Annotated in this window: 22 protein-coding genes; 9 read left to right on the forward strand and 13 right to left on the reverse strand. The window is 70.2% G+C overall.

Features of this window, described 5'->3' with window-relative positions; translation table 11 throughout:
• From ACQHIV_RS20855 to clpS, 4 genes are all read right to left on the reverse strand, one after another.
• A complete protein-coding gene (locus tag ACQHIV_RS20855) occupies positions 1-459 on the reverse strand; it encodes a Mov34/MPN/PAD-1 family protein (RefSeq protein ID WP_427884645.1) in 459 nt (152 codons plus the stop codon).
• 160 nt (positions 460-619) lie between these two features.
• Positions 620-1,597, reverse strand: coding sequence for an aldo/keto reductase (locus ACQHIV_RS20860; protein ID WP_427884646.1), 978 nt, complete (start codon positions 1,595-1,597; stop codon positions 620-622).
• A gap of 16 nt (positions 1,598-1,613) precedes the next feature.
• Positions 1,614-2,168: a DUF2017 domain-containing protein gene (locus ACQHIV_RS20865; protein ID WP_427884647.1), complete on the reverse strand. Its 555-nt coding sequence runs from the start codon at positions 2,166-2,168 to the stop codon at positions 1,614-1,616.
• Positions 2,165-2,452 (reverse strand): ATP-dependent Clp protease adapter ClpS, encoded by a 288-nt coding sequence (clpS, locus tag ACQHIV_RS20870; protein WP_427884648.1) that lies wholly within the window; start codon positions 2,450-2,452, stop codon positions 2,165-2,167. The genes ACQHIV_RS20865 and clpS overlap by 4 nt, the downstream gene beginning before the upstream one ends.
• Positions 2,453-2,501: 49 nt before the next feature.
• Between clpS and ACQHIV_RS20875 the strand changes: the two genes are divergently transcribed.
• A complete protein-coding gene (locus ACQHIV_RS20875; RefSeq protein WP_427884649.1) occupies positions 2,502-3,836 on the forward strand; it encodes a nicotinate phosphoribosyltransferase in 1,335 nt (444 codons plus the stop codon).
• Positions 3,833-4,294, forward strand: a complete 462-nt coding sequence (locus ACQHIV_RS20880) for a MarR family winged helix-turn-helix transcriptional regulator (RefSeq protein ID WP_427884650.1) — start codon at positions 3,833-3,835, stop codon at positions 4,292-4,294. The genes ACQHIV_RS20875 and ACQHIV_RS20880 overlap by 4 nt, the downstream gene beginning before the upstream one ends.
• On the opposite strand, the gene ACQHIV_RS20885 is transcribed toward ACQHIV_RS20880, so the two are convergent.
• Complete coding sequence (locus ACQHIV_RS20885; RefSeq protein ID WP_427884651.1) at positions 4,289-5,515, reverse strand: D-arabinono-1,4-lactone oxidase; 1,227 nt, start codon at positions 5,513-5,515, stop codon at positions 4,289-4,291. The genes ACQHIV_RS20880 and ACQHIV_RS20885 overlap by 6 nt on opposite strands.
• Before the next feature lie 97 nt (positions 5,516-5,612).
• On the opposite strand from ACQHIV_RS20885, the gene ACQHIV_RS20890 reads away from it, so the two are divergent.
• Complete coding sequence (locus ACQHIV_RS20890; protein WP_427884652.1) at positions 5,613-6,611, forward strand: YdcF family protein; 999 nt, start codon at positions 5,613-5,615, stop codon at positions 6,609-6,611.
• A 275-nt stretch (positions 6,612-6,886) separates the two neighbouring features.
• Here the strand turns inward: ACQHIV_RS20890 and ACQHIV_RS20895 are convergent, their stop codons facing one another.
• From ACQHIV_RS20895 to ACQHIV_RS20905, 3 genes are all read right to left on the reverse strand, one after another.
• Positions 6,887-7,651, reverse strand: coding sequence for a sulfite exporter TauE/SafE family protein (locus ACQHIV_RS20895; RefSeq protein ID WP_427884653.1), 765 nt, complete (start codon positions 7,649-7,651; stop codon positions 6,887-6,889).
• 340 nt (positions 7,652-7,991) lie between these two features.
• Complete coding sequence (locus ACQHIV_RS20900; RefSeq protein WP_427884654.1) at positions 7,992-8,663, reverse strand: response regulator; 672 nt, start codon at positions 8,661-8,663, stop codon at positions 7,992-7,994.
• A 52-nt stretch (positions 8,664-8,715) separates the two neighbouring features.
• Positions 8,716-9,816: a sensor histidine kinase gene (locus tag ACQHIV_RS20905; protein WP_427884655.1), complete on the reverse strand. Its 1,101-nt coding sequence runs from the start codon at positions 9,814-9,816 to the stop codon at positions 8,716-8,718.
• A gap of 100 nt (positions 9,817-9,916) precedes the next feature.
• Here ACQHIV_RS20905 and ACQHIV_RS20910 point away from each other — a divergent pair, with 100 nt between their 5' ends.
• Both ACQHIV_RS20910 and ACQHIV_RS20915 read left to right on the forward strand, forming a co-directional pair.
• Positions 9,917-11,110: an alpha/beta fold hydrolase gene (locus ACQHIV_RS20910; protein ID WP_427884656.1), complete on the forward strand. Its 1,194-nt coding sequence runs from the start codon at positions 9,917-9,919 to the stop codon at positions 11,108-11,110.
• Positions 11,011-11,292 (forward strand): alpha/beta hydrolase, encoded by a 282-nt coding sequence (locus ACQHIV_RS20915; RefSeq protein ID WP_427884657.1) that lies wholly within the window; start codon positions 11,011-11,013, stop codon positions 11,290-11,292. Before ACQHIV_RS20910 ends, ACQHIV_RS20915 begins: the two co-directional genes overlap by 100 nt.
• Here ACQHIV_RS20915 and ACQHIV_RS20920 read toward each other — a convergent pair.
• From ACQHIV_RS20920 to ACQHIV_RS20930, 3 genes are all read right to left on the reverse strand, one after another.
• Positions 11,289-12,830: a fibronectin type III domain-containing protein gene (locus tag ACQHIV_RS20920; RefSeq protein WP_427884658.1), complete on the reverse strand. Its 1,542-nt coding sequence runs from the start codon at positions 12,828-12,830 to the stop codon at positions 11,289-11,291. The two genes, ACQHIV_RS20915 and ACQHIV_RS20920, sit on opposite strands and share 4 nt — an antisense overlap.
• 79 nt (positions 12,831-12,909) lie before the next feature.
• Positions 12,910-14,241, reverse strand: coding sequence for a rhamnulokinase (locus tag ACQHIV_RS20925; protein WP_427884659.1), 1,332 nt, complete (start codon positions 14,239-14,241; stop codon positions 12,910-12,912).
• Positions 14,238-16,385 carry a family 78 glycoside hydrolase catalytic domain gene (locus ACQHIV_RS20930; protein ID WP_427884660.1) on the reverse strand — a complete coding sequence of 716 codons (2,148 nt, stop codon included), beginning with the start codon at positions 16,383-16,385 and terminating at the stop codon, positions 14,238-14,240. Before ACQHIV_RS20930 ends, ACQHIV_RS20925 begins: the two co-directional genes overlap by 4 nt.
• 66 nt (positions 16,386-16,451) lie before the next feature.
• Here ACQHIV_RS20930 and ACQHIV_RS20935 point away from each other — a divergent pair, with 66 nt between their 5' ends.
• The 4 genes from ACQHIV_RS20935 to ACQHIV_RS20950 all read left to right on the forward strand — a co-directional run bounded on the left by ACQHIV_RS20935 (position 16,452) and on the right by ACQHIV_RS20950 (position 20,834).
• Positions 16,452-17,612 carry a GDSL-type esterase/lipase family protein gene (locus ACQHIV_RS20935; protein WP_427884661.1) on the forward strand — a complete coding sequence of 387 codons (1,161 nt, stop codon included), beginning with the start codon at positions 16,452-16,454 and terminating at the stop codon, positions 17,610-17,612.
• Positions 17,613-17,707: 95 nt separating this feature from the next.
• Positions 17,708-19,084 (forward strand): ABC transporter substrate-binding protein, encoded by a 1,377-nt coding sequence (locus ACQHIV_RS20940; RefSeq protein WP_427884662.1) that lies wholly within the window; start codon positions 17,708-17,710, stop codon positions 19,082-19,084.
• Entirely contained in the window at positions 19,081-19,959 is an 879-nt protein-coding gene (locus tag ACQHIV_RS20945) for a carbohydrate ABC transporter permease (RefSeq protein ID WP_427884663.1), read from the forward strand. Before ACQHIV_RS20940 ends, ACQHIV_RS20945 begins: the two co-directional genes overlap by 4 nt.
• Positions 19,956-20,834: a carbohydrate ABC transporter permease gene (locus tag ACQHIV_RS20950; RefSeq protein WP_427884664.1), complete on the forward strand. Its 879-nt coding sequence runs from the start codon at positions 19,956-19,958 to the stop codon at positions 20,832-20,834. The genes ACQHIV_RS20945 and ACQHIV_RS20950 overlap by 4 nt, the downstream gene beginning before the upstream one ends.
• 18 nt (positions 20,835-20,852) lie before the next feature.
• On the opposite strand, the gene rhaI is transcribed toward ACQHIV_RS20950, so the two are convergent.
• Both rhaI and ACQHIV_RS20960 read right to left on the reverse strand, forming a co-directional pair.
• Positions 20,853-22,019 (reverse strand): L-rhamnose isomerase, encoded by a 1,167-nt coding sequence (rhaI, locus tag ACQHIV_RS20955; RefSeq protein ID WP_427884665.1) that lies wholly within the window; start codon positions 22,017-22,019, stop codon positions 20,853-20,855.
• Positions 22,020-22,103: 84 nt separating this feature from the next.
• Positions 22,104-23,108: a LacI family DNA-binding transcriptional regulator gene (locus ACQHIV_RS20960; RefSeq protein WP_427884666.1), complete on the reverse strand. Its 1,005-nt coding sequence runs from the start codon at positions 23,106-23,108 to the stop codon at positions 22,104-22,106.
• Between the last annotated feature and the right edge of the window lie 24 nt (positions 23,109-23,132).

Genomic DNA, 23,132 nt, shown 5'->3' on the forward strand with positions numbered 1-23,132 from the left:
TCAGTTCTCTCCTTCAAGGGTTTCTGTATAGGAACCAACCACGCGTACTTCTTCTTCCGTGACCTCACCGCCGACGATCCGGTACGACCGGAACTCGACCGGCCCGTCGTACGCCGCCTCGTGGGCGCCGTCGCGGGTGGACACCAGCACGTAGTGCGCGCCCGGCTCCTGGGCGAGGTTGATGTCGGTCCGCGACGGGTACGCCTCGGTGGCGGTGTGCGAGTGGTAGATCACCACCGGCTCCTCGTCGCGCTCGTCCATCTCCTTGTAGAGCCGGAACAGATCACCCGAGTCGAACTCGTAGAACGTCGGCGACATCGCGGCGTTCAGCATCGGCACGAACCGCGTCGCCCGGTCCGACCCTTCCGCCCCCGCGACCACCCCACACGCCTCGTCCGGATGATCCTTCCGGGCATGCGCGACGATCGCGTCGTACGTCGCCTTCTCGATGACCAGCACAACTCCACGGTAGTTGCCGGAAACCCGGCACCCCGCCGACCGCGGGGTGCGTCCAGATGCTGGGACGGGACCGCCAGGCCATCACAATGTGCCGCTCGGCGGGCGGCTGAGCGTGGGAGCGCCCCGGACCGGCGGATTGTGATGGCCTGGGCGTCCGGCACTACCAGCGGTCGTGGATCTGCGGGCGGATCAGGGTGTCGTAGACCTCGCGGACCGTGGTGTGCTGGGCGGGGGTGAGCGAGGGGAGGGTGGCGGCGGTGGTGTTGGCGGTGGCTTGGGCGGGGTTGCGGGCGCCGGGGATGACGACCGAGACGGCGGGGTGGTCGAGGATCCAGCGGAGGGCGAACTGGGGAAGCGTGGTGCCGGGGGTGAGGGCGGGGGCCAGGCGGCGGACGGCTTCCAGGCCCGTCGCGAACGGGACGCCGGAGAAGGTCTCGCCGACGTCGAAGGCCTCGCCGTGGCGGTTGTACGTGCGGTGATCGTCGGCGGCGAACGTGGTGTGTTCGTCGTACTTCCCCGACAGCAGCCCACTCGCCAGCGGGACCCGGGCGATGATGCCGACGCCGGCCGCCAGCGCCGCGGGGAGAACCTCGTCGAGCGGCTTCAGGCGGAACGCGTTCAGGATGATCTGCACCGTCGCCACGTTCGGCCGGGCGATCGCGGTGAGCGCCTCCGCGCACGTCTCGACGCTCACGCCGTACGCCGCGATCCGGCCCTCGTCGACCATCGCGTCGAGGGCGTCGAAGACCGCGTCGTCCGAGTACACGCTGGTCGGCGGGCAGTGCAGCTGGACCAGGTCGATCGTGTCGACGCCGAGGTTGCGCCGGGACCGGTCGTTCCAGGCGCGGAAGTTCGCCGCCGTGTAGTTCTCCGGAACCTGCTCCACCCGCCGGCCCATCTTCGTCGCCACGGTGAGCCCCTCGTACGACGACAGCACCTGCCCGACCAGCCGCTCCGACCGCCCGTCGCCGTACACGTCCGCGGTGTCGACGAACGTCACGCCGCCCTCGATCGCGGCCCGCAGTACGGCGAGCGCGTCGCTCTCGTCCACCGCGCCCCAGTCCGCCCCGAGCTGCCACGCCCCGAGCCCGACCACACCCACATCCCGCCCGGTCCGCCCGAGCCGCCGCGTCTCCATGGCGGCAAGCCTACGGTCAGCGCATGTTGTGCAGCAGCGCCGACTGCAGGTACCCGAGCCAGTCGTACAGGTCGTACGTCAGCCGCCGCGGGTCGTCCTCGTCGAGCTTCTCCCAGGTGGCGTAGTCGTCCTCGTCCTTGATGTCGAGGCGGGTGCCGATCGCGAGCCGCAGGTCGTTCAGCGCGCGCAGCCAGGACAGCTGCTCGTCCGGCTCCAGCGCGATCTCGTCGGCGCCGGACTCCTCCAGCGCGGACAGCACCCGCTTGGCGTCGGTCACCTTGCCCTCGCGCAGCCCGCGCTCGGTGAACCGGCGGAACTCGGCCGACGCCACGTCGTCCTGCTTGTACGCGTCCGGCAGCAGCCGCTGCAGTACGACGTCCTCGGGCGGCGAGGTCGGACCGTCGTTGTCGCTGAGCAGCGCCTCCAGCGGGTCGACCGGTGTGGTGGTGCGCGGCGGCAACCCGTCGTACAGCAGCTCGACAAGGTTCCGCAGGAGGTTCGCCAGGATGTCCGCCTCGTGCTCGGCGAAGCTGACGACCACCGTCTTGCGACGCTTGCGGAACCGCGTCACGACTTCTCGCAGGTGGCCCACAGGCCGTAGGTGTGCATCGCTTCCACGTCGCGTTCCATCGCTTCCCGGTTCCCGTTCGACACCGCCGACTTGCCCTCCTGGTGCACCTGCAGCATCAGTTTCTCCGCCTTGGACTTGGAGTACCCGAAGTACTGCTGGAACACGAACGTCACGTAGTCCATCAGGTTGACCGGATCGTTCCAGACGACGGTCACCCAGGGTGGGCTGAGCTCGATCGCCTCGTCGACCTCGGGGCTGTCCAGCTCGCTCGGTGCGGTGCTCACCTGTCCATTCTCTCCATCATCGGTTCCGGCTTCGCAATAGGCTGCCCTCGTGACCCATTCGACGTCCCTGCTCACCGACCACTACGAACTCACCATGCTGCAGGCCGCGCTGGCCGACGGCACGGCGGAGCGCCGCTCGGTGTTCGAGCTGTTCGCCCGGCGGCTGCCCGACGGCCGGCGGTACGGCGTCGTGGCCGGAATCAACCGGCTGCTGGACGCGCTCGAACAGTTCCGGTTCGACGAGCAGACGATCGCCTTCCTGGCCGACCGCGGCATCGTCGACCAGGCTACCCGGGACTGGCTGGCGGACTACCGGTTCACCGGCGACATCTCCGGTTACGCCGACGGCGAGATCTTCTTCCCGGGCTCGCCGGTACTGGTGGTGGAGTCCTCGTTCGCCGAGGCGGTGCTGCTGGAAACCGTTTTCTTGTCGATCCTGAACCACGACTCCGCGGTCGCCTCGGCCGCGTCCCGGATGACCTGGTGGGCCGGTGGGCGGCCCTGTATCGAGATGGGGTCGCGGCGGACCCACGAGGAGGCGGCGGTCGCGTCGGCGCTGGCGGCGTACGTCGCGGGCTTCGGCGCCACCTCGAACCTGGAGGCGGCCCGCCGGTACGGCATCCCGAGCACCGGGACGGCGGCGCACTCGTTCACGCTGCTGCACGACCGCGAGCGGGACGCGTTCCGGTCCCAGATCGACGCGCTCGGGAAGGGTACGACGCTGCTCGTCGACACCTACGACGTCGCCGAGGCGGTCCGGACCGCGATCGAGCTGACCGGTCCGGACCTGGGCGCCGTACGGCTGGACTCCGGCGACCTGCCGTCGCTGGCCGCGCAGGTCCGCGAGCAGCTGGACGCGCTCGGCGCGACGAAGACCAAGATCATCGTGACCAGCGACCTGGACGAGTACCAGATCGCCGCGCTCGCTCCGGCGCCCGTGGACGGCTACGGCGTGGGTACGTCGCTGGTGACCGGCTCGGGCTACCCGACCTGCGGGTTCGTGTACAAGCTGGTCGCCCGCGAGGACGCGAGCGGCGATCTGGTGCCGGTGGCGAAGAAGAGCCCGGACAAGATCTCCATCGGCGGCCGGAAGTGGGCGCTCCGCCGGCGGTCCCCGGCCGGGGTCGCGGAGATCGAGCTGATCGGCGTCGGCGAGCAGCCGGTCGACGACGGCGACGACCGGGTGCTGCTGAAGTCGCTGGTCGAGTCCGGCAAGATCGTCGGCCGGACCACACCCGCGGAGTCGCAGGCGCACCACGAGAAGGCCCGCTACGAGCTGCCCCGCTCGGCGAACCAGCTGAGCCGCGGCGAGCCCGCGATCCCGACCGAGTACATCGGTGACTACGACGCGCGGAACCCGTTCCGGTCCCGGAGCCACACGTGAGCGAGGACTGGTCGCCGGACGCGCCCGCGGACGAGGCCGACGTACTGATCGCGCTGCGGTTCGCGGACCGGGCCGCGCGGAAGGCCGTCGCCGAGGAGCTGGCCGGGACCGAGCTGCACACCGGGCAGGAGCTGGTGCTCGCGAAGCTCCTGCACCACGGCTCGCTCCCGGTCGCACGGCTGGCGAAGGTACTGGACGTCGAGGTGCCGACCGCGACCCGGACGACCCAGCGGATGGAGGCGGCCGGGCTGGTACGCCGGGTGAAGAGCGCGACCGACGCGCGACAGGTCGGCATCGAGCTGACCGACCGCGGCGTCGCGCTCGCACACACCGTCCAGGAGGTCTACGACCGCGCCGGCCGCCGCGCCCTCGCCAACCTCTCCCCCGAGGACCGCCGCGTGATCCGCAACCTGCTCTGGTCGATCACGTCGACGGTCGAGGACCTCACGCAGCTATAGCGGAAGGTACGTGTCGAGGTACTGATTGCGGAACTTGCCTGCCGGGTCGTACTTCGCCGCGAGCGCGATGAAGTCCTTCACCTTCGGGTACCGTTCCGCGAGCGTGGCCGCGTCCGCCTCGAAGATCTTGCCCCAGTGCGGGCGGGTGTCGAGCGGGGCGAGCTTCTCCTCCAGGTCGGCGACGACCGGCCGGACCGCGGCCTCGTCCTGGATCCAGGTGAAGTGCAGCGCCACCGTGTCGCGACCCTGGCTCGGGCTCAGCCACAGCTCGTCGGCGGCGACCGTCCGTACCTCCGACACCTGCAGCACCGGCGCGAGCCGCTCGCCGAGGGACCGCAGTACGTCGACCGCCTCGGCGGCCCGGGCCCGCGGTACGAAGTACTCGGACTGCAGCTCGTCGCCGTTGCTCGGGGTGAACTCGAGCCGGAAGTGCGGCAGCCGCTCGTTCCACGGCCCGGGTACGCCGCCCTGCTGGGTCGCGTAGCCGGCCGGCATCACCTTGATCGGGTGCCGCGCACCGTCCGCGAGCCGGCCGCCCATCCACTGCGGCTCGGGTTCGGTCAGCTCGCGGCGCTTCCGCCAGACCATCACGTCCGGGTCGACCCAGTCGGTGAACGCGCTCACGCTGTACGCGCTCCCCATCACGTCCGCGAAGTCCGACTGCAAACGGTCCACCGGCACACCGTCGTACACGACCTGACTGATCTGGTACGACGGCTGTACGTCGAGCGTGAGGCTGACCGTCACCCCGAGCGCGCCGAGCGCGACGATCGAGCCCGTGAAGTCCGCGTCGTCGCGGGTGAGCGTGACGAGCTCGCCGCCCGCGTTCACGAACGTGATCGCGTTGACCGCGTCCGCGAGCGGCCCGTTGGTGTCACCCGACCCGTGCGTACCGGTCGAACAGGCACCCGCGACGGAGATGTGCGGCAGGGACCCGAGGTTGTGCAGCGCGAGCCCCTGAGCCTGCAGCGCGGCCGTGATCTCGCCGTACCGGGTTCCCGCCGAGACCGTCACGCCGCGTTCGCCGACCTCGATGACCTGCGGCAGCTCCTGCACGCTCACCAGCACGCCGGCCGTGTCCGCGATCCGGTTGAACGAATGCCCGGTCCCGAGCACCCGCAGCTTCTCGGCCCGCGCCACCAGTTCCTGCAGCTCGGCGACGGTCCGCGGCCCGCGCAGCTCACTCGCAAACTCGACGTTCCCGGCCCAGTTCGTCGTCATTCCCGCAGCCTCGCACACCGCGGCCGGATCGGCCTCGTCCCGTCCACACACCGAGCCTCCCCCACCTCGGCGACGGTGCATGGTTGGATGGCGCCCGATGGTCATCTGCTTCGGTGTCGCCGGGTTCTGGTTGCTGATCTTCGGCGTCAGTTTCTGGCGCGACCGGCGGCTGTTCAAGAACGGGATCTTCCTGGTCCTGACGCTGATGTTCGCCGGGCTCGGCGTGATCTTCGCGGTCGAGACCGTGAGCAAGCCGGTCGCGGTCGCGATGGTGTGGGCGATCGTGATCGCGATCCCGGTCGCGATCGCCGTCCTCGCGGTGTTCCTGGTGATCAACGGCGTCACGATGCTGCGCCGCGAACGCCGCCGGCTGTCGAACCTGCTGTCGCTGATCGTCGGGCTCGGGATCATCGGGTTCGTCATCTTCAGCGTGCTCGTGCAGAAGATCGGCTGGGAACCACTGGCCGCCGTACGGTCGGTGCTGCTGGGGATCCTGACCTACATCTCGTTCCTGTTCCTGTGCTTCCTGGTGTACGCGTTCTTCTACAGCCGGGTCCGCTCGTCACGGAAGGTCGACTTCGTCGTCGTGCTCGGCTCCGGATTGATCGGCTCGCGCGTCCCGCCGCTGCTGGCGAGCCGGCTGGACCGCGCGCAGCAGGTGTACGAACGCGCCCTCCGCAAGGGACGCTCGCCGCGCATCGTGACGTCCGGCGGTCAGGGCCCGGGCGAGGACCTGCCCGAGTCGCACGCGATGGCGGCGTACCTCGTCGACCACGGCGTCGCCGACGACCAGATCATCCGGGAGGACCGGTCGACCACCACGTGGGAGAACCTGACCTTCAGCCGGGATCTGATGACCGAACTGCGGCCGGAGTACCGCTGCTTGATCGTCACGAACAACTTCCACGCGTTCCGGGCGGCGTTGACGGCCCGCAAGGCGAAGGTGAACGGCCAGGTGGTCGGCTCACCCACCGCGGCGTACTACTGGCCGACAGCAACGATCCGCGAGTTCATCGCGGTGCTGGCCGGCCATCCGTACCTCAACGGCACCGTCTGCCTGCTGATCGCGGCCCTCGCGATCGTCCCGCACCTCTAGGACCGGTCTCTTAACCCCCGTCTGCTCATCGGAGACTTTTGGTCAGATAGCGGCACATTTCTTCCGCAGTACGCGAAGCGGGGGTCTGGTGCGCTCCGCGGCGCCAGCCAGGACCTCTGCCCAGCCAGGGCCTTGCGCCCGGTTACCGGTGTGCCGGGTCTGGGGAAGATCTCCTCCCGAATCGGCACGAAATACTCCCCATATCTCACGCCCCTACAGCGACAGGACCGCCCGAACCCCGGGGTCTCCGCTGCCGGTTGAGCCGATTCAGGACACTAGGACAACATCAGGACGGCGGCGGTGATGCCGGCCAGGACGATGAGGACGCGGAGGTAGGTGGCCGGGAGGCGGCGGCCGATGTGGGCGCCGGCGTATCCGCCTACGACGGAGCCGGCGGCGAGGAGGGCTGCGGCTTGGAGGTTCAGGTCGGCTATGAAGAGGAAGATGACGCCGGCGACCAGGTTGGCGGCCAGGAGGGCGAGGGTTTTCAGGCCGTTGACGACGCGGAGCTCCAGGTCCAGGCCGAGCCCCAGGACGGCCATCATCATCACGCCCGCGCCGGCGCCGAAGTAGCCGCCGTACACGCCGGTCAGCGCGGTGCCGACGATGGTTGCCGGGGACATCGAACGGCGGAGGTCGTGCGGGTGCTGGGAGCGCGAACGCAGCCACTTCGAGATCCACGGCTGGACTCCCACGATCAAACACGTGAAGAGAATCAGCCAGGGCGCGGCCGCCGCGAACACCGTCGACGGCAGCGCCAGCAGGAGCGCCGCACCTCCGATCGCGCCTACCGCGCACACGAGTACGACGAGGATCACCTGTTGCCGCGGCACCTCGCGCAACTCACGCCGGTACCCGAACGCGCCACTCAGCGCTCCTGGAAGCAGACCCAACGTGTTGGACGCGTTCGCAACCACCGGCGGAATCCCCAGCGCGATGAGCACGGGGAAGCTGAGCAGCGAAGCAACCCCGACGGTCGAGGTAAGAACCCCCGCCCCCAGCCCGGCCCCAACAACGGCTAGCTGCTCAGGCCCGGTCACCACACGATTATCCCCGAGCGCAGATCTGGCACATACATCCGCCGGTCAGGACACACGAACCACGTTCCCCTCCCAGGAGCCGTGCACGGGGCCTGGGCCGCATGCCGCACCGACCGGTCGCGCGCCGAGGTGGTAGCGCGAGGGGCCGCCGCGGACGCCCGGGATCACGCGAGCGCATCACCCGCGGGTTCTCAACACCCACGCGCAGGTCGCGCCGGGCGTGCACGATGGCGCACAGCGCGGGGAGACAGCCACGGGTGGTGGGAGCGCGCACAGCGGACGCTGTGAGGAGCGCAGCGACGAACGGTGGGCGCGGAGCACGCGGGGGCTCATCACGCGTTTAGCGGTGGCGGGGGTGGATGAGGTTGGATTCGTAGGCTGCTATGACGAGTTGGGCTCGGTCGCGGGCGTGGAGTTTGGCGAGGAGGTGGCCGATGTGGGTTTTGACGGTGCCTCGGCCGACGTTCAGGTGGTCGCAGATCTCCTGGTTGGACAGGCCTCGGGCGATCAGGGTGAGGACTTCGCGTTCGCGGTCGGTGACGCCGTCGAGGCCGGTCAGTGGGGCTTGGCCGGGTTCGGCGAGGCGGGCGAATTCGGCGATCAGGCGGCGGGTGATCGACGGGGCGAGGAGGCCTTCGCCGGCGGCGACGACCTTGATCGCCTGGAGCAGGTCGACCGGTGGGACGTCCTTCAGGAGGAAGCCGGCGGCGCCGGCGCGGAGGCCGGCGTACACGGCGTCGTCGAGGTCGAACATGGTCAGGATCAGCACCTTCGTCGCGGCGGTCTCCGGTGCGGAGCAGATCTGGCGGGTGGCCTCGATGCCGTCGAGCTCCGGCATCCGGACGTCCATCAGTACGACGTCGGGCCGCAGACGTCGCGCGAGTTCGACCGCCTCCTGCCCGTTCGCCGCCTCGCCGACGGTGGTGAGCCCGGGGGTGGTGTCGATCAGCACCCGGAAGCTCCCGCGCAGCAGCGCCTGGTCGTCGGCCACCAGCACCCGAATCTCGTTCATGTCGCCGCCTCGCCAAGGCTCGGCTTCGGCATGAACCAGAGGCTCGCTGCGCTCACTCATGCGGCAGCCGTACGACGACCTCGAAGCCGCCGCCCGGTAGTGCCCCGGCGCGGTACGTCCCGCCGTACACGCTGACGCGTTCGCGGATGCCGATCAGCCCGTGCCCCTCGACCGCCGTACCGCCGATGCCGTCGTCGACGACCTCCACCTGTACGCCGTTCGCGCTGCCGCTGACCGTGATCCGGCAACGACGCGCGCGGGCGTGCCTGGTGACGTTGGTGAGGCACTCCTGCACGATCCGGTGGACGGTCAGCCCGACGGCCTCCGGGAGCGGTGACGGTACGTCGATCGTGAGGTCGACGTGGACGCCGGTGGACTCGACGCGGGCGGCCAGCTCCGGCAGCGCGGCCAATCCGGCGGGCGGGGCGAGGTCCGCGGGTTCGTCGTCGGGCGTGCGCAGCAGGCCGAGCATGTGCCGCAGCTCGACGAGCGCGTCCCGGCTGGTCGATTCGATCACGGACAACGCGTCGGACACCTCCTCCGGGCGGACCTTCAGGACATGGTTCGCGACGCCCGCCTTGACCGCGATCAAACCCATGCTGTGGGCAACGATGTCGTGCAGCTCACGCGCGATCCGCAACCGTTCCGCGGCGACCGCCTGCGATGCGAGCAGCTGCGCGGCCCGGGCAGCCGCCGCGCGCCGGTCCCGCACGACCTGCCCGAGCACCCAAGCGGCGTACAGCGCGGCAAACCCGGTCAGCACCACCGCCGCCCGCGACCCACCCGCGGGCGCCCCGGCCACGACGGCAAGCACCAGTACGACGAACCCGAGCCCGCCGGACAGCCCGAGCAGCCGACGACTCGACACCGGCCGGTTCGAGCGCCGTTCCAACGCGACGACATACAGCACGTACGCCGTCCCCAGCAGCGGATCGCGCAGCCCGTTGCCGAGAACCGCCGCCACCGACACCACCACCGCGAGCCCCAACGCGGGCACCGGCCAGACCCGTCGTACGGCGATCGGCACCGCCAGCCCGACCGCGACGAGCCCCGCCGCGGTGGAAGCGGTGACGAGGGCAAGTACGGCGTACCCGACCGCGACGGCGCAGTCCACGGCGATCAACTGCCGCCTGCTCAAGCCGTACTCCGTCACCCGTCGAACCTAGCCGACCCGCCGGCACCCCGCCTCGGACCGTGGTCCGACGGCTCCTGGTCCGATGTGCGAACCACCAACCTGAGGAACCGTCAACAGCATGCTGAAACTACTGGCAGTCGGGCTGCTGACGACCAACGTCCTCACGCCGCCCGCCCCAACGCTCACCTGGGGCGCATGCCCCGGCGGCCCCGGCTCGGTCGGGATCGAATGTGCCACGCTGCAGATCCCGGTCGACTGGGACCACCCGAACGGCCGCCGACTCACGCTCACGATCGGCCGCCTCCGCTCCACCGCCGCGAAACCGAAGGGCTCGGTGCTGGTCAACCTCGGCGGCCCGGTCGGCATCAGCATCGACCTGATGCGCAAGTACGGCGGCGGCGAGTCCTTCGCAGGGCTGCGCCAGAAGATGGACATCGTCACCTGGGACCTCCGCGGCGGACCGAACACCCCCGGCCTCAGCACCAACCTCCCCTGCGACTGGACCGGCGCCCGGATCCCGGCGCTGCCCAGGAACCAGAAGGAGTTCGACCGCCTCGCCGCCACCAACCGCGCCGCCGCGGAACGGTGCCGGGCGAAGGATCCGGAGCTGTTCGGCGCGATGGACTCGGCCACCCACGCCCGCGACGCCGACGCGATCCGGCAGGCGCTCGGTGAGCAGCAGACCAGCTTCTACGGCGCGTCGTACGGCGGGTTCATCGGGCAGGCGTACGCGCGGTTGTTCCCGCAGCGGGTGCGCGCGATGGCGCTGGACGGCACTTGGAACCACAGCGCCGCGAATTGGAACAAGGAGCTCCCGCTGCTCGCGAGGGACGTGCAGAGCTACGTGATCCGCTTCTTCGATTGGTGCCGTACGCAAGGAGATTGCCCGAACGCGCCCGCGCTCTGGCAGCGGGCGATGGCCCGCGCACCACTCCCGGCGGGCCAGGTGACGTACAGCGGCGACGACATCCGCTACCAAGCTGTCGCGCTCGCGCGAAATGTCTCATACCCACGACTCGCCGCAGCGCTCAAGAAGGCGGCAACGACCGGTGACGCGTCCGGCTTCGTCCCCGATCCGCCGAACGCGCCGTACGCGATGACGGCTTCCCCGGGCGTGGTGGAGTGCACCGACTGGCCGCACCCGGCCGACCAGCGGCAGCTCGAGCAGCAGGTACGCCGGTGTACGGCGCGGCCGCGCCGTACACCGGTGCGGTGGCGACGATCGAGCAGGCGATGCTGTCCTGCGTCGGCTGGCCGGTTCCGGTCCGCAACCCGCCGGCGGCGTTGCCGGACGGGCTGCCGCCGCTGCTGATGGCGGGGAACTGGAGCGAGTTCCAGGCGGCGTCGCGGGTGGTCGACCAGGTGCCGGGCAGCGGGTCGATCTACCACGACGGGCCGGGGCACACGCTGTACCAGTCCAACGCGTGCGCCCGGGCGAAGATCGACGCGTACCTGGCCGATCTCGTCGTACCAGCCCTTGGAACTCGCTGCTAGCGGACCCGGACGGTGGCTGCGGGGCTTCTGCTGACGTTGCGGCCGTCGCTGGCTTCGACGTAGTAGGTCAGGGTCTGACCGCTGGTCAGGCCGGAGTCGGTGACCGAGGTGACGGTCGGCTTGGTCCACGAGTTCGACGTCCGGGACCAGCTGCCGATCCGGGTCTCGCCGCGGTAGACCAGGTAGGTGAGCGTCAGGTTGTCGCGGTCGAGGACGGTGTCGAAGGCGATCGTCACCTTGTTCGGCCGCGCGCTGGCCAGCTTCGGCGCGGCCGGGCGCGCCGGCGCGGCCCCACCGGGTACGCCGTTGAACCGGGTCAGCCCCTCCTGCGGCTTGCCGTTCACCGCGGTGAAGTCGCCGCCGGCCCACAGGTCGGTGCCGCCGGACGCGAACGCGAGCGGGCCGACCAGCGTCGTACCGCCGGCGTCGGTGTTCGGGAACCACGGACCGAGCTTGCCGGTGATCGTGCTGTAGACGAGCAGGTGGTGCATCCCGGTCTTGTCCGGGAACTCCCCGTCCGCGCTGCAGTCGTGGGCGTGCGAGCCCTTGTACAGCCAGTTGCCGATCGCAACGATCGCCTCGGTCGCGCCCAGGCACTTGCTCTGCCAGAGCAGCTTGCCGGTCGCGCTGTCCGCGGCGAGTACGCCGTCGTAGCACTGCATGCTGTTGGTGCCGGCGTTCGACGCGAACACCTTGTTTCCTTGCACTTCCAGGTCCTTGACCCGGCTGTCGCACTCGTCCGACTTCGGCGGGATCGCGGCCGCGGCCGGCATCGGCATCACGGCGCCGGTACGGGCGCTCAGCATCGCGAGCGCGTGCTGGTCCCGGCCGCCGATCGTGGTGAACCCGCCGCCGACGAAGACCCGCGCCCCGTCGGTCGACACCTCGATCGCGTGCACGTCGTCGTCCGCGCCCGGGTTCCACGGCAGCAGCGCGCCGGTGCCGAGCGCGACCGCGGCCAGCCGCGCGCGGCCGATCTTGTCGACGGCACCGAACGAGCCGCCCAGGTAGACCGTGCTCGCGGTGACCTTCAGCGCGGCGACGCGGTAGTTCACCACCGGGTCCCAGCCGGCCACGAGCTTGCCGCTGGCAACGTCGAACATCGCCACCCGGGACCGCGGTACGCCGTCCACGACCGTGAAGTCGCCGCCGATCACGACCCGGCGCCCGTCCGGCGACGCGGCGACGCTCCAGACCGGCCCGTTGACACTCGGCGCGAAGCGCGTCGGTACGCCGGTGGTCCGGTTGAGCACCACGAAGTACTTCCGCGCCACGTCCCCGACCCCACGTGCCTTGCCCGGCGGCCGGACCCGGGTGAACAGACCGCCCGCGAACACCAGGTCCCCGGCGGCAGCGAGCGCGTTCACGCTCGCGTTCGTCTGCCAGGACGGCTGCTCCACCGACGACAACGCCGACCCGAACCCACGCGGCGCGCTGTGCGTCGCGGTCTCGGCCGCCTGCACGGCGGGCCCCGACGGAATCAACGCAGCAGCGGCTACGGCCGCGGCGGCGACCGCGGCCAGAACGGCCTTCTTCATGAGCGAACCCCCAAGGGCCCGCTCCGGCGGAAGATGCCGACCCATGACTCGGTGACAATGCGCCGTCAAACGATAACTGTCAGCACATCTCCGGCCACAATCGGCCCGCCTGAACCAGCACGTTCCCGCGCGCCGTCGCCTCCACCGGGCCCGCGACGACGGGCAAACCGGACAGCTCCGAGGTCAGCCGGCAGAGCAGCTCGTTCTGCGATCCGCCCCCGACCAGGTGGATCGCCCGGGGGTCGGTCCCGGCGAGCCGCGCGAGCTCCTGAGTGCTCTCGGCGTACGCCGTGGCGAGCGAGTCGAGGACGCACCTGACCGTCCCGGGCGGCCCGTCCGGCGGACGCTGATCCGCTGCCCGGAGGAGCGCGTCGATCCGGTCCGGCATGGATCCTGGCGCGATCAGGTCGTTGCTGTCGACATCGATGATCGGCCCACCGGACGGCAACGCCTCGGCCGCGGCGAGCAGCGAATGCAGGTCGGGATTTCCCCAGGCGACCAACGACTCCTGGAGCAGCCAGAGCCCCGCGAGGTTGCGGAGGAACAGCGTCTGCCGGTCCGCTCCGAGCTCGTTGCTGACCCCGGCACGCAACGATTCGCCGGTGACGATCGGGCCGTCGAGTTCCAGCCCGACGAGCGACCAGGTGCCGCTGGAGACGAAGACCGCAGGTCCTTCATGACGGTGCAGGCCGGCCACCGCCGACGCGGTGTCGTGCGACCCGACCCGGACCACCACGACCTCGGACCGCAGGCCCGTCGCCCGGACGATCTCCGGCCGCAACGGTCCGACGACGTCGCCCGCGGCCCGCAACGGCGGCAGCAGCTCCGGCGGCAGCCCGAGCGCCGACAGCACGTCCGGCGACCAGTCCCGCGTCCGTACGTCGAGCAACCCGGTCGTCGAGGCGATCGTCAGCTCGGTCCCGAGCACACCGGTCAGCTCGTGGACGAGAAGATCCGGCAGCATCACCACCGCCGCCGCCCGGTCCCACGCATCGGCCGCCAACTGGTACACGGTGTTGATCGGCAACGGCTGCAGCCCGTTCACGTCGTACAGCTTCTCGACGCCGCCGAACCGCTCGTGCACCACGTCGACGACGCCTGCAATCCGGTCGTCGCGGTACGACACCGGGTCCCCCAGCAGTACGCCGGCCTCGTCCAGCAGCCCGTAGTCCACACCCCAAGTGTCGATGCCGATCGACGCGACCTCCGGGTACGCCCGCGCCAACGCCCGCAGCCCGGTGAGGACCTGCGCCTTCAGCTCGGCGTACGGCCAACGCAGCCGACCGTCCCGGTAGCCCGCGCGATGGGTGAAGCGGTACACGGTCCGTAGCGTGACCTCGCCCTTGTCGATCAACCCGGCGATCACCCGCCCGCCCGATGCGCCGAGATCGATCGCTCCGAAGACCCTCATCCAGCGAACCGGTGCTGCCCGGCGCCCACGTCGTACGACTTGCCGTCCGGCAGTTCGACGACCGCGGTCGTGTCCGCCGGCACGACGACGTCGAGGGTGAACTCGCCGTCCTCGATGCGCCAGGAGCTGCGGAGTTCGCCGTGCCCGGTGTGGTACGACGCAGCGGCCGAGGTCAGCCCGCCGCACGGCCGCGGCCGGATCAGCACCCGGTGGAAGCCGACGTCACCAGCCGCCTGCCGCAGCCCCGCGACGTGGCTGAAGAACCAGTCGTCGATCGCCCCGTTCATGAAGTGGTTCTGGCTGTACCCGAACGTCGGCCCGTCCCACGTCTCGGTCAGCGACGTCGCCCCGTGCCGCAGCATGTACCCGTACCCGGGTCGCTCGTCGACCTGCGTCAGCCGGTACAGCGTCTCGTGCCGGTCGTACGCCGCGAGCACCTCGACCAGGGACGCCATCGCGATCTCGCCCACATCCAGGTAGTAGCCGTCGGCAACGATCTGGCGCTCCAGCCGATCCACCGCGGCCGCCTCCTCCGCGCCGGTGAGAACGCCCGAGTGGACCGCGACCGCGAGCTCCGCCACGGACTCGCTCCCCACCTCCGTCGTGACGAACCGCCGCCGCACATCCCCCACCACCTCGGCGCGTACGTCGTCCCACCGCCCGCGGTCCTGCCCGACCGTCTCGGCAACAAGCGCCAGTACGCCGAGCGCCCGGGCGAGTGTCGCGGTCGCGACGAACGGCACGTACCGGAAGTCCCGCCCGTTCCAGTCCCCCAGCCCGTACGTGACCAGCCCGTCCGACCGCGACGCCAGCAGGTGTTCGACGTACCGGACGGCGGTGCCGTAGTTGGCCGTCAGTACGTCGAGGTCGCCGTACGTGCGGTAGAGCTGCCAGGGCAGGAAGACGCTCACGAGGCCGAAGTTCACGTCACCGCGCCACGGGTCGGGGAACGGGTCCCACTCCGGCACGTACAGCGCCAGGTGCCCGCTCGGCTCCTGCGCTTCGCGGACGATCCGCAGCGTGTTCACGAGCAGCTCGCGTACGTCGTAGTTCCAGCGGAGGATCGGGTAGACCAGGTGCAACTGCTCGAGGTAGCCGAGCTTCTCGCGCTGCGGGCAGTCGGTGAACATCGAGTACATGTTGGACGTGATCGCGCGGCGGATGATCCGGTGCAGCTCGGTCAGGTTCGCGTCGGACGAGGCGAACGTGCCGGCCGGCTCGGCGGCCGCGGCCAGCACCAGACCGCGTGCCTCCGGCGCGGCGGGAACACCCGAGATCTCCAGGTAGCGCAGGCCGTTGTAGCAGAACTGCGGGTGCCAGGTCAGCGGGGCATCGGCGGTCGTGACGGTGTGGAACACCGGGCCCCAGCCCTGCGTGACGGGGTTGATGTCGCCCGAGGGTTCGAGCAGTTCGGCGGGACGCAGCCGGACCTCGGCGTTCGGCGGCAGGTCGAGTTCGACCCAGCCGGCGAAGTTCACGCCGAAGTCGACGACGTGGACGCCGGGGCGCACGGTGGTCACGGACCGGGCGGTGAGGCGTTCGACCTCGCGGATCGGCGGGATGGTCTTGGCGGACAGCCTGAGTTCCGCCGGCCGCTTCGCCGGGACGGCGTCCGGCCAGGACGCGATCGCCCGCGGGTCGGGCTCGTGGCGCGCGTCGTAGTCCTCGCCGCCGACCCAGTTCGCTGTCCGCACGGCGCCGGTCGTCGCATGCCACCGGCCCAGTTCGTGCGGCCCGGAGTCGTCGGTCCACGACAGCGTGGCGCAGGCGGCCAGGTCGCCGTACGCGGTCTCGATCTTGGTCCAGCGGTTCTCGGTCTTGCGGGAGCGGTAGCAGCCGGGGCCGAGCTCGATCGTGATCACGTTCGGCCCGGGGACGAGCCGCGCGGAGACGTCGTACGTGCAGAACTCGGCGCGGAGCGCGTAGTCGGTGTAGCCGGGCTCGAGCGGGTCGCTGACGACCTCGCCGTTGACCGCGGCCACGAACACACCGAGCCCGGCGACCCGGAAGGTCGCGTCACGGGCCTCGCCGGTCACCTCGATCACGGTGCCGAGCACCGGCAGCGGCCCGTCGGGGTCCTGCTGCCAGGCCGCGCTGGTCATCCATCCGGTCCGCCGGTCCGGCGCGTTCACGTCGTCGTCCATGGCGCCGAAGTCTAGGCATGATTGGAGCGATTCAACTAGCCTTCGAGACCAACGGAAGGAGTTCGGATGGATCAGCTCTGGGACCTGGTGGCAGCAGCGGGCGGGATCGCGCCGGCCGAGCGGCGGACGGTCGTCGACGAGCCGGTCGACCTGCCGGACGGCAAACCGGATCGCTGGCGGCACGGCTACCGGCTGCGCGGCGTGATGACCGACTGCCGCGGCATCGACGACACCGCCGCCCCCGGCGCCCTGCGGCCCGGCACCCTGCGATTGCGCGACGCCGACGGCCCGCTCCAGCCCGGCACCGACTACCTGGCCGACGAACACTGGGCCGCACTGACCAGACGGCGCCCACTACGGAACCCGCAAGCCGCCTACGAGTACTCGCTGTTGCGCGTCGACCTGCTCCTCGCCGACGGCCGCTTCCTCCGCGGCCACAGCCACCTCAGCAACCCACAGCCCCCAGGCATCCCGGACGGCAGCAAGCCCCTTGCCACGATCTTCGTGCCGTACGCCGGCGAAGACCCGGTACTGATCCCGTGGACGGACGTCGCCCGTACGCCGCTCTCCGCGCCACAGCTCGACCGTCTTCCCACCGCCCGGAAGGCGATCGCCGACGGCCGGCCGGTCCGCATCACCTGCTGGGGCGACAGCGTCACGGCCGGCGGATCGGCCTCCAGCGAACGAACGGCGTACCCCTCGCAACTAGGCGATCTCCTGCGGACCGCGGGCATCCCGGCCGAGGTCAGCACGGTCGCGATCGGCGGCAGCGAGTCGCACGAGTGGCTGTCCGGCGGCGCCGCGCCGAACGGCGCCGACTGGCGGAACGTCGCCGCCACCGAGCCCGACCTGATCACGCTCGAGTTCGTCAACGACGCCGAGCTCGACCCGTCCCGCTGGCCGTCGCTGTACGACGAGATCCTCGCCCGCGTCCGCGCGGCCGGCGCCGACCTGCTGCTGCTCGAACCGCACTTCACCCGCCCGGACTGGATGCACATCGACCGCATCGACGCCCCGGACCCACGCCCGTACGTCGCCTTCCTGCGCGCCTTCGCCGCCCGGGAGTCCGTCGCGATCGCCGCCGTCTCCGACCGCTGGCACCGCCTGTACGCCGAGGGCGTCGCCTACCCGACGCTGCTCCGCAACGGCATCAACCACCCCGACGACCGCGGCCACCGGATCTACGCCGAAGAGGCCGCCGCGGTGCTCGGCGTACAGCCCGACTGACGCCGTCCGGTCCCGGTCAGAGCCGTTGTCGCGGCTCGGCCGGTGTGCTATATCTCTCCGAATTGGAGCGGTTCAATTCCTTGAGGGAGTCCCGAATGACTGTGCTGCGAAAGATGGCCGCCGCGGCCGCGCTCACCGCCGTACTCACGGCCGGCGCCGGCTGCGGGAAGAGTGCCGGCGACAGCTCGGCCGCCGGCGGGAAGGTGAAGATCTCCGTCAACGGCCTGCCCGGTAACGACAATCCGGCCGGCCGCAAGGAGTTCCTGGCCCAGGTGTCCGCCTTCGAGGCGAAGAACCCGGACATCGACCTCGAGCCGGTCGAGTGGACCTGGGACGCCCGGACGTTCACCGCGCAGCTCGCGGGCGGCGACCTGCCGACCAGCTTCCAGGCGCCGTTCACCGAGTCCGGCGGGCTGATCGCGCGGCACCAGATCAAGGACCTGACCAAGTGGGTCGAGGCCAGCCCGAAACTGAAGTCGATCCTGCCGACGATGCTCGACGCGGTGAAGGGCACCGACGGCCACTACTACGCGATCCCGACGTTCGCCACCCAGAACGGCATCCTGATCCACCGCGGCCTGTTCACGAAGGCGGGCCTGAACCCGGACCAGCCGTTCGGCTCCTGGGACGAGCTCGCCCAGGCGGCCCAGAAGATCACCCAGGCGACCGGCAAGGCGGGCTACTGCCAGCTCACCAAGCAGAACCAGGGCGGCTGGATCCTCACCTCGATCATCGCTGCCATGGGCAACGAACTCGAGACCAAGGACGGCGACAAGTTCACCGCGAACGTCGACAGCCCCGGTGCGCACGCCGCGCTGGAGTTCCTCCGCAAGGTCCGCTGGGACTACAACGCGGCCGGGTCGAACTTCCTGATCGACTTCACCGCGCTGGCGCCGGACTTCGCGGCCGGGCGCTGCGGGATCATGGTCGGCCCGGACGGCTGGCTCGGCGAGTTCGTCACGAAGAACAAGATGAACCCGAAGGACTTCGGGATGTTCCCGATGCCGCAGACCGCCAACGGTCTCGGCGGGCTCGGCGGCGGCACGCTGTCGGTCCTGCGGGCGGACGCCACCGACGCCCAGGTGGACGCGGCCGTCAAGTGGCTCGAGTTCCGGTTCCTCGACCAGTACTACGACACCAAGACCGCGGCCGACCTCGCGAAGGCGCAGGCCGCCGACGGCAATCCGGTCCCGGGCACGTTCTACGCGATCGTCAACCAGCAGGCGTACCAGCCGTACCTCGAGGCGATCAAGCCGTACATCAACGTCCCGGTCGCGAACGTGCGGACGTACGTCGACGCCACCCGGAAGCTGCCGGTGGTCTCGGAGCCGCCGATCGAGGCGCAGCAGCTCTACGCGCTGCTCGACACGGTGATTCAGGCGGTGCTGACCCGCAAGGACGCCGACATCGACGCCTTGCTGAAGCAGGCCCAGTCACAGGCCACCACAATCCTGGCCACGGCCCAACGGTGAGTCGTCAGGTGCACCGCCGGATCCGGCTCGACGCGTTGATCTTCGGACTGCCGACGATCCTGGTGTTCGCGGTCTTCTCCTGGTGGCCGCTGCTCCGTGGTCTCGCGCTGAGCTTCCAGCGCACCAACTTCCTGCAGACCACCTGGGTCGGCCTGGAGAACTTCCACCGGGTACTGACCGACCCGCTCCTCGGCCAGGCCGTCGCGAACACGGCGTACTTCGCCTTGCTGGCAGCCCTGTTCGGCTTCCCGGTCCCGCTACTGGCGGCGACCCTGATCGCCGAAATGCGCCGTTCCCGCCAGCTCGCGACGGTCCTGGTCTTCATTCCGGTGATTCTGCCGCCGGTGGTCAGCATCCTGCTCTGGCGCGAGTTCTACGACCCGGGCAAGGACGGCCTGTTCAACTCACTGCTCGGCGTCGTCGGCATCGGCCCGATCGCGTGGCTCCAGGACGCGGTCACCGCGATGCCTTCGCTGGTGCTGACGGCCACCTGGTCGGCGTTCGGCCAGGGCACGGTCATCTTCGTGGCCGCGCTGATGTCGATCCGCAGCGAGCTGTACGAGGCCGCGGAGATCGACGGCGCATCGCTGCCGCGGCGCTTCTGGCACATCACCCTGCCACAGCTGCGCACCGTCGTACTCGTCCTGCTGCTCCTGCAGATCATCGGAACCCTGCAGGTCTTCACCGAACCGTTCCTGCTCACCGGCGGCGGTCCGGAGAACAAGACCGTCACCGTGCTGCTGCTGATCTACAACTACGCCTTCGTGTACGGCGACTTCGGCGCCGCCACCGCCTTGAGCCTGCTGCTCGCGGTCGTGCTCGCCGCGGTGTCGGCCGTGTACCTGTTCGCGACCCGGAAATGGAGCCAGACATGAGCAGTCGGGACGCCGACGAACGCAGCATCATCTCCGCGGCCGACCTGCGCCGGACCCCGGTCAGGATCGGACTCGCCCTGGCGATCCTGACCGGACTGGTGCTCGCCGCGATCGTCGGACTCGGACCGCTGCTCTGGCTGGCGAAAGCAGCCGTGTCGACAACCGAGGACACCGTCACGCGGCCGCTCGCCCTGTGGCCGTCCGGCGTGCAGTGGCACAACATCGCCGACGCCTGGACCAGCATCGGCATCGGCCGCTCGACCCTGAACACGATCCTGCTCGCGGCCGGCACGATGGTCACCTCGATCATCGTCTCCACCACCGGCGGCTACGTCCTCGCCGTACTGCGACCGCGCTGGGCGCCTGTCCTGCAAGGGCTCATCCTCGCGACACTGTTCGTCCCCGGGACGATCACGCTGGTCCCGCTCTACCTCACGGTCAAGCAGCTCGGGTTCACCGGCAACTACCTCGGCGTCTGGCTGCCCGCGGCGGCGAGCGCGTTCAACCTGCTGATCGTGAAGCAGTTCTTCGACCGGATCCCCGCCGAGCTGTACGAGGCGGCCCGCATCGACGGTGCCGGATCGTTCGGCGTGTTCGTCTGGATCCTGCTGCCGATGGCCCGGCCGATCCTCGGAGTCGTCCTGATGCTGACGTTCATCGCGTCCTGGAAGGACTTCCTCTGGCCGCTGCTCGTACTCACCAAGCCGGAGACGCAGCCGCTCAGCGTGGCCCTGTTCAAGGTCTCACTGACCGCCGAGAAGTCGCTGCTGCTGGCCGGGATGTTCTGCACCGTGGTCATCCCGCTCGTCCTGTTCCTGATCTTCCAGCGCCAGTTCCTCCGCAGCGCGGGCGCCGCCGGCGCAGTCAAAGGCTGACGCCGGCGGCAACGGCCGTCACCACCCAGCAGGTACGCCGGTCCGCTCCGCCGCGAGCTTCGCCGGCAACCCCGAGTCCAGGTACGCCCGCAGCGGGTCGACCGGCCCACCGAGCAACTCCCGCGCCTGCCAGAGCAACGGCCGTACGTCGGTCTGGAACGCACTGTCCACCAGGGTGTTCGCGCCGACCACGTCGCCCGCGTCCTGCAGCTTCCGCAGCTCGTCCCGGTCGATCAGCAACGACTTCGCGTAGGCGATCTGGCAGGCCTCGATGCTGCGCAGCATCGCCGGGAGCTTCTCCTCCACCATCGCGCACTGGTCGATCTTGAACAGCACGCCGGCCGCCCCGGCCGCGATCGCCGGGTCCAGATCGGCCAGCGCGCCGGTGATCTCGGCCATGATCAGGAACAGCTCGTACGGGTTCGTGGACCCGACCATCAGGTCGTCGTCGGCGTACCGCTTGCCGTTCAGGTCGAAGCCGCCCAGGCGGCGCTGCCCGAGCAGCGTGGCGACGATGTGCTCGATGTTCACGCCGAGCGCGTGGTGGCCGAGGTCGACGAGCACGTTCGCCCGGTCGCCCAGCTCCTGGCAGAGCAGCAGCGACTGACCCCAGTCGGCGATGTCGGTGTGGTAGAACGCCGGCTCGAAGAGCTTGTACTCGAGGATCATGGACATGTCCTCGTCGAGCGCGTCGTACACCTGCCGCAGCGACTCCCGCAGCCACTCGCGGCGCCGGCGGAAGTCGCCCTGGCCCGGGTAGTTGGTGCCGTCGGCGACCCACATCGACAGCTGCTTCGAGCCGGTGACGCGCATGATGTCGACGCACTCGACCGACGTGGCGACGGCCTTCGCGCGGATCGCCGGGTCCGGGTTGGTGAACGCGCCGTGGTGGTAGTCGTCGTCCTGGAAGATGTTCGGGCTGATCGACCCGATCCGGACGCCCTGCTGCTCGGCGTACCGGCGCAGCTCCGCGTAGTCGGTGCGGTCCCACGGGATGTGCAGCGCGACCGTCGGCGTCACGCCGGTCAGCCGGTGCACGAGCGCGGCGTCGTCGACCTTCTCGTGCACGGTCCGCGGCGTACCGGGCGTGTTGAACACCTTGAACCGGGTGCCGGTGCTCACGTAGCCCCAGCTCTGGGTCTCGATCGTGAAGCCGGCGATGCGTTCGACGAGATCGTTCCTCATGATTGCGCTCCTCCTTGGTCAGGGCCGAAGATTGAATCGCTCCAACTCGACTGCACAGAAATCTGCCGGCGGGATCTCGCGGGGTCAGTGCGCGGTCGAGCCGCGGACGACGAGCTCGGGTGCGAACCGGCGGGCCTCGTGCACATGGCCGGTGTCGGTCACCTCGCTGAGCAGCAGCTCGAACGCGGTCCGCCCCATCGCGGCCATCGGCTGCCGGACGGTGGTCAGCGGGATGGCCAGGTACTGCGCGAGGTCGATGTCGTCGTACCCGCAGATCGCCACCTGGCCCGGTACGTCGACGCCCAGCTCCTGCAGGCCGAACATCAGGCCCATCGCGATCAGGTCGTTGCCGCAGAGCACCGCCAGCGGGCTCGTGAGGTCGCCTTTCGCGACGGTCGTCGCGATCTCCCGGCCGCTGGCCACGTCGTCCGCGGCGACCAGGATCTCCTGGACGTGCATGCCCCGGCCGCGGCTGTCCCCGGCGAGCGCCTGCCGCAGCCCGGCCAGCCGGTCGCCGTGCTGGGTGGTCCGCGCGGGCCGCCCGGCGAAGGCGATCTGCCGGTACCCGCAGTCCAGGAAGTGCGCGCCGACCAGCCGGCCGCCGTCGACGTCGTCCACCGACACCGAGCACTCCTCCGGACCGCCCGGCGTGTCCAGCAGCACGACCCGGGTGCCGATCCCGCGCAGGCTCGCCACCGAGGTGGCGCGCATCGCCGTCGTGGTCAGCAGGACGCCCTGCGCGCGCTGCCGCATCAGCAGCCGCAGCGCGTTGTCCTCCCGCCCGGGCTCGGCTCCGGTGCTGGTCAGCGTCACCACGTAGTCGCGCTCCAGCGCGATGTCCTCGACCGCCCGGGCCATCTCCCCGAAGAACGGGTTGCTGGCGTCGTGGACGACCATCCCGACGAACCGGCCCATCCCGCCGGCCAGCACCCGTGCGGACTCGTTCGGGACGTACCCGAGCATGTCCATCGCGTTCTTCACCCGCAGCCGGGTGGCCTCGGCCACGATCTCCGGGCGGTTGATCACGTTGCTCACGGTGGACCGGGCGACGCCGGCCAGCCGGGCGACGTCCTCGATGTTCGCTATCACTCGGGACCCATCTGTCGGACCGAT

The sequence above is a fragment of the Kribbella polygonati genome (assembly GCF_050320105.1).
Classification (GTDB): Bacteria; Actinomycetota; Actinomycetes; order Propionibacteriales; family Kribbellaceae; genus Kribbella.

What these genes read in the sequence shown, in the direction of transcription:
- ACQHIV_RS20885 (WP_427884651.1), bottom strand. Translation starts at nt 5,515, where the DNA reads ATGACGACGAACTGGGCCGGGAACGTCGAGTTTGCGAGTGAGCTGCGC.
- ACQHIV_RS20940 (WP_427884662.1), top strand. Translation starts at nt 17,708, where the DNA reads ATGACTGTGCTGCGAAAGATGGCCGCCGCGGCCGCGCTCACCGCCGTA.
- ACQHIV_RS20950 (WP_427884664.1), top strand. Translation starts at nt 19,956, where the DNA reads ATGAGCAGTCGGGACGCCGACGAACGCAGCATCATCTCCGCGGCCGAC.
- ACQHIV_RS20920 (WP_427884658.1), bottom strand. Translation starts at nt 12,830, where the DNA reads ATGAAGAAGGCCGTTCTGGCCGCGGTCGCCGCCGCGGCCGTAGCCGCT.
- rhaI (WP_427884665.1), bottom strand. Translation starts at nt 22,019, where the DNA reads ATGAGGAACGATCTCGTCGAACGCATCGCCGGCTTCACGATCGAGACC.
- ACQHIV_RS20935 (WP_427884661.1), top strand. Translation starts at nt 16,452, where the DNA reads ATGGATCAGCTCTGGGACCTGGTGGCAGCAGCGGGCGGGATCGCGCCG.
- ACQHIV_RS20890 (WP_427884652.1), top strand. Translation starts at nt 5,613, where the DNA reads ATGGTCATCTGCTTCGGTGTCGCCGGGTTCTGGTTGCTGATCTTCGGC.
- ACQHIV_RS20930 (WP_427884660.1), bottom strand. Translation starts at nt 16,385, where the DNA reads ATGGACGACGACGTGAACGCGCCGGACCGGCGGACCGGATGGATGACC.
- ACQHIV_RS20910 (WP_427884656.1), top strand. Translation starts at nt 9,917, where the DNA reads ATGCTGAAACTACTGGCAGTCGGGCTGCTGACGACCAACGTCCTCACG.
- ACQHIV_RS20925 (WP_427884659.1), bottom strand. Translation starts at nt 14,241, where the DNA reads ATGAGGGTCTTCGGAGCGATCGATCTCGGCGCATCGGGCGGGCGGGTG.
- ACQHIV_RS20860 (WP_427884646.1), bottom strand. Translation starts at nt 1,597, where the DNA reads ATGGAGACGCGGCGGCTCGGGCGGACCGGGCGGGATGTGGGTGTGGTC.
- ACQHIV_RS20900 (WP_427884654.1), bottom strand. Translation starts at nt 8,663, where the DNA reads ATGAACGAGATTCGGGTGCTGGTGGCCGACGACCAGGCGCTGCTGCGC.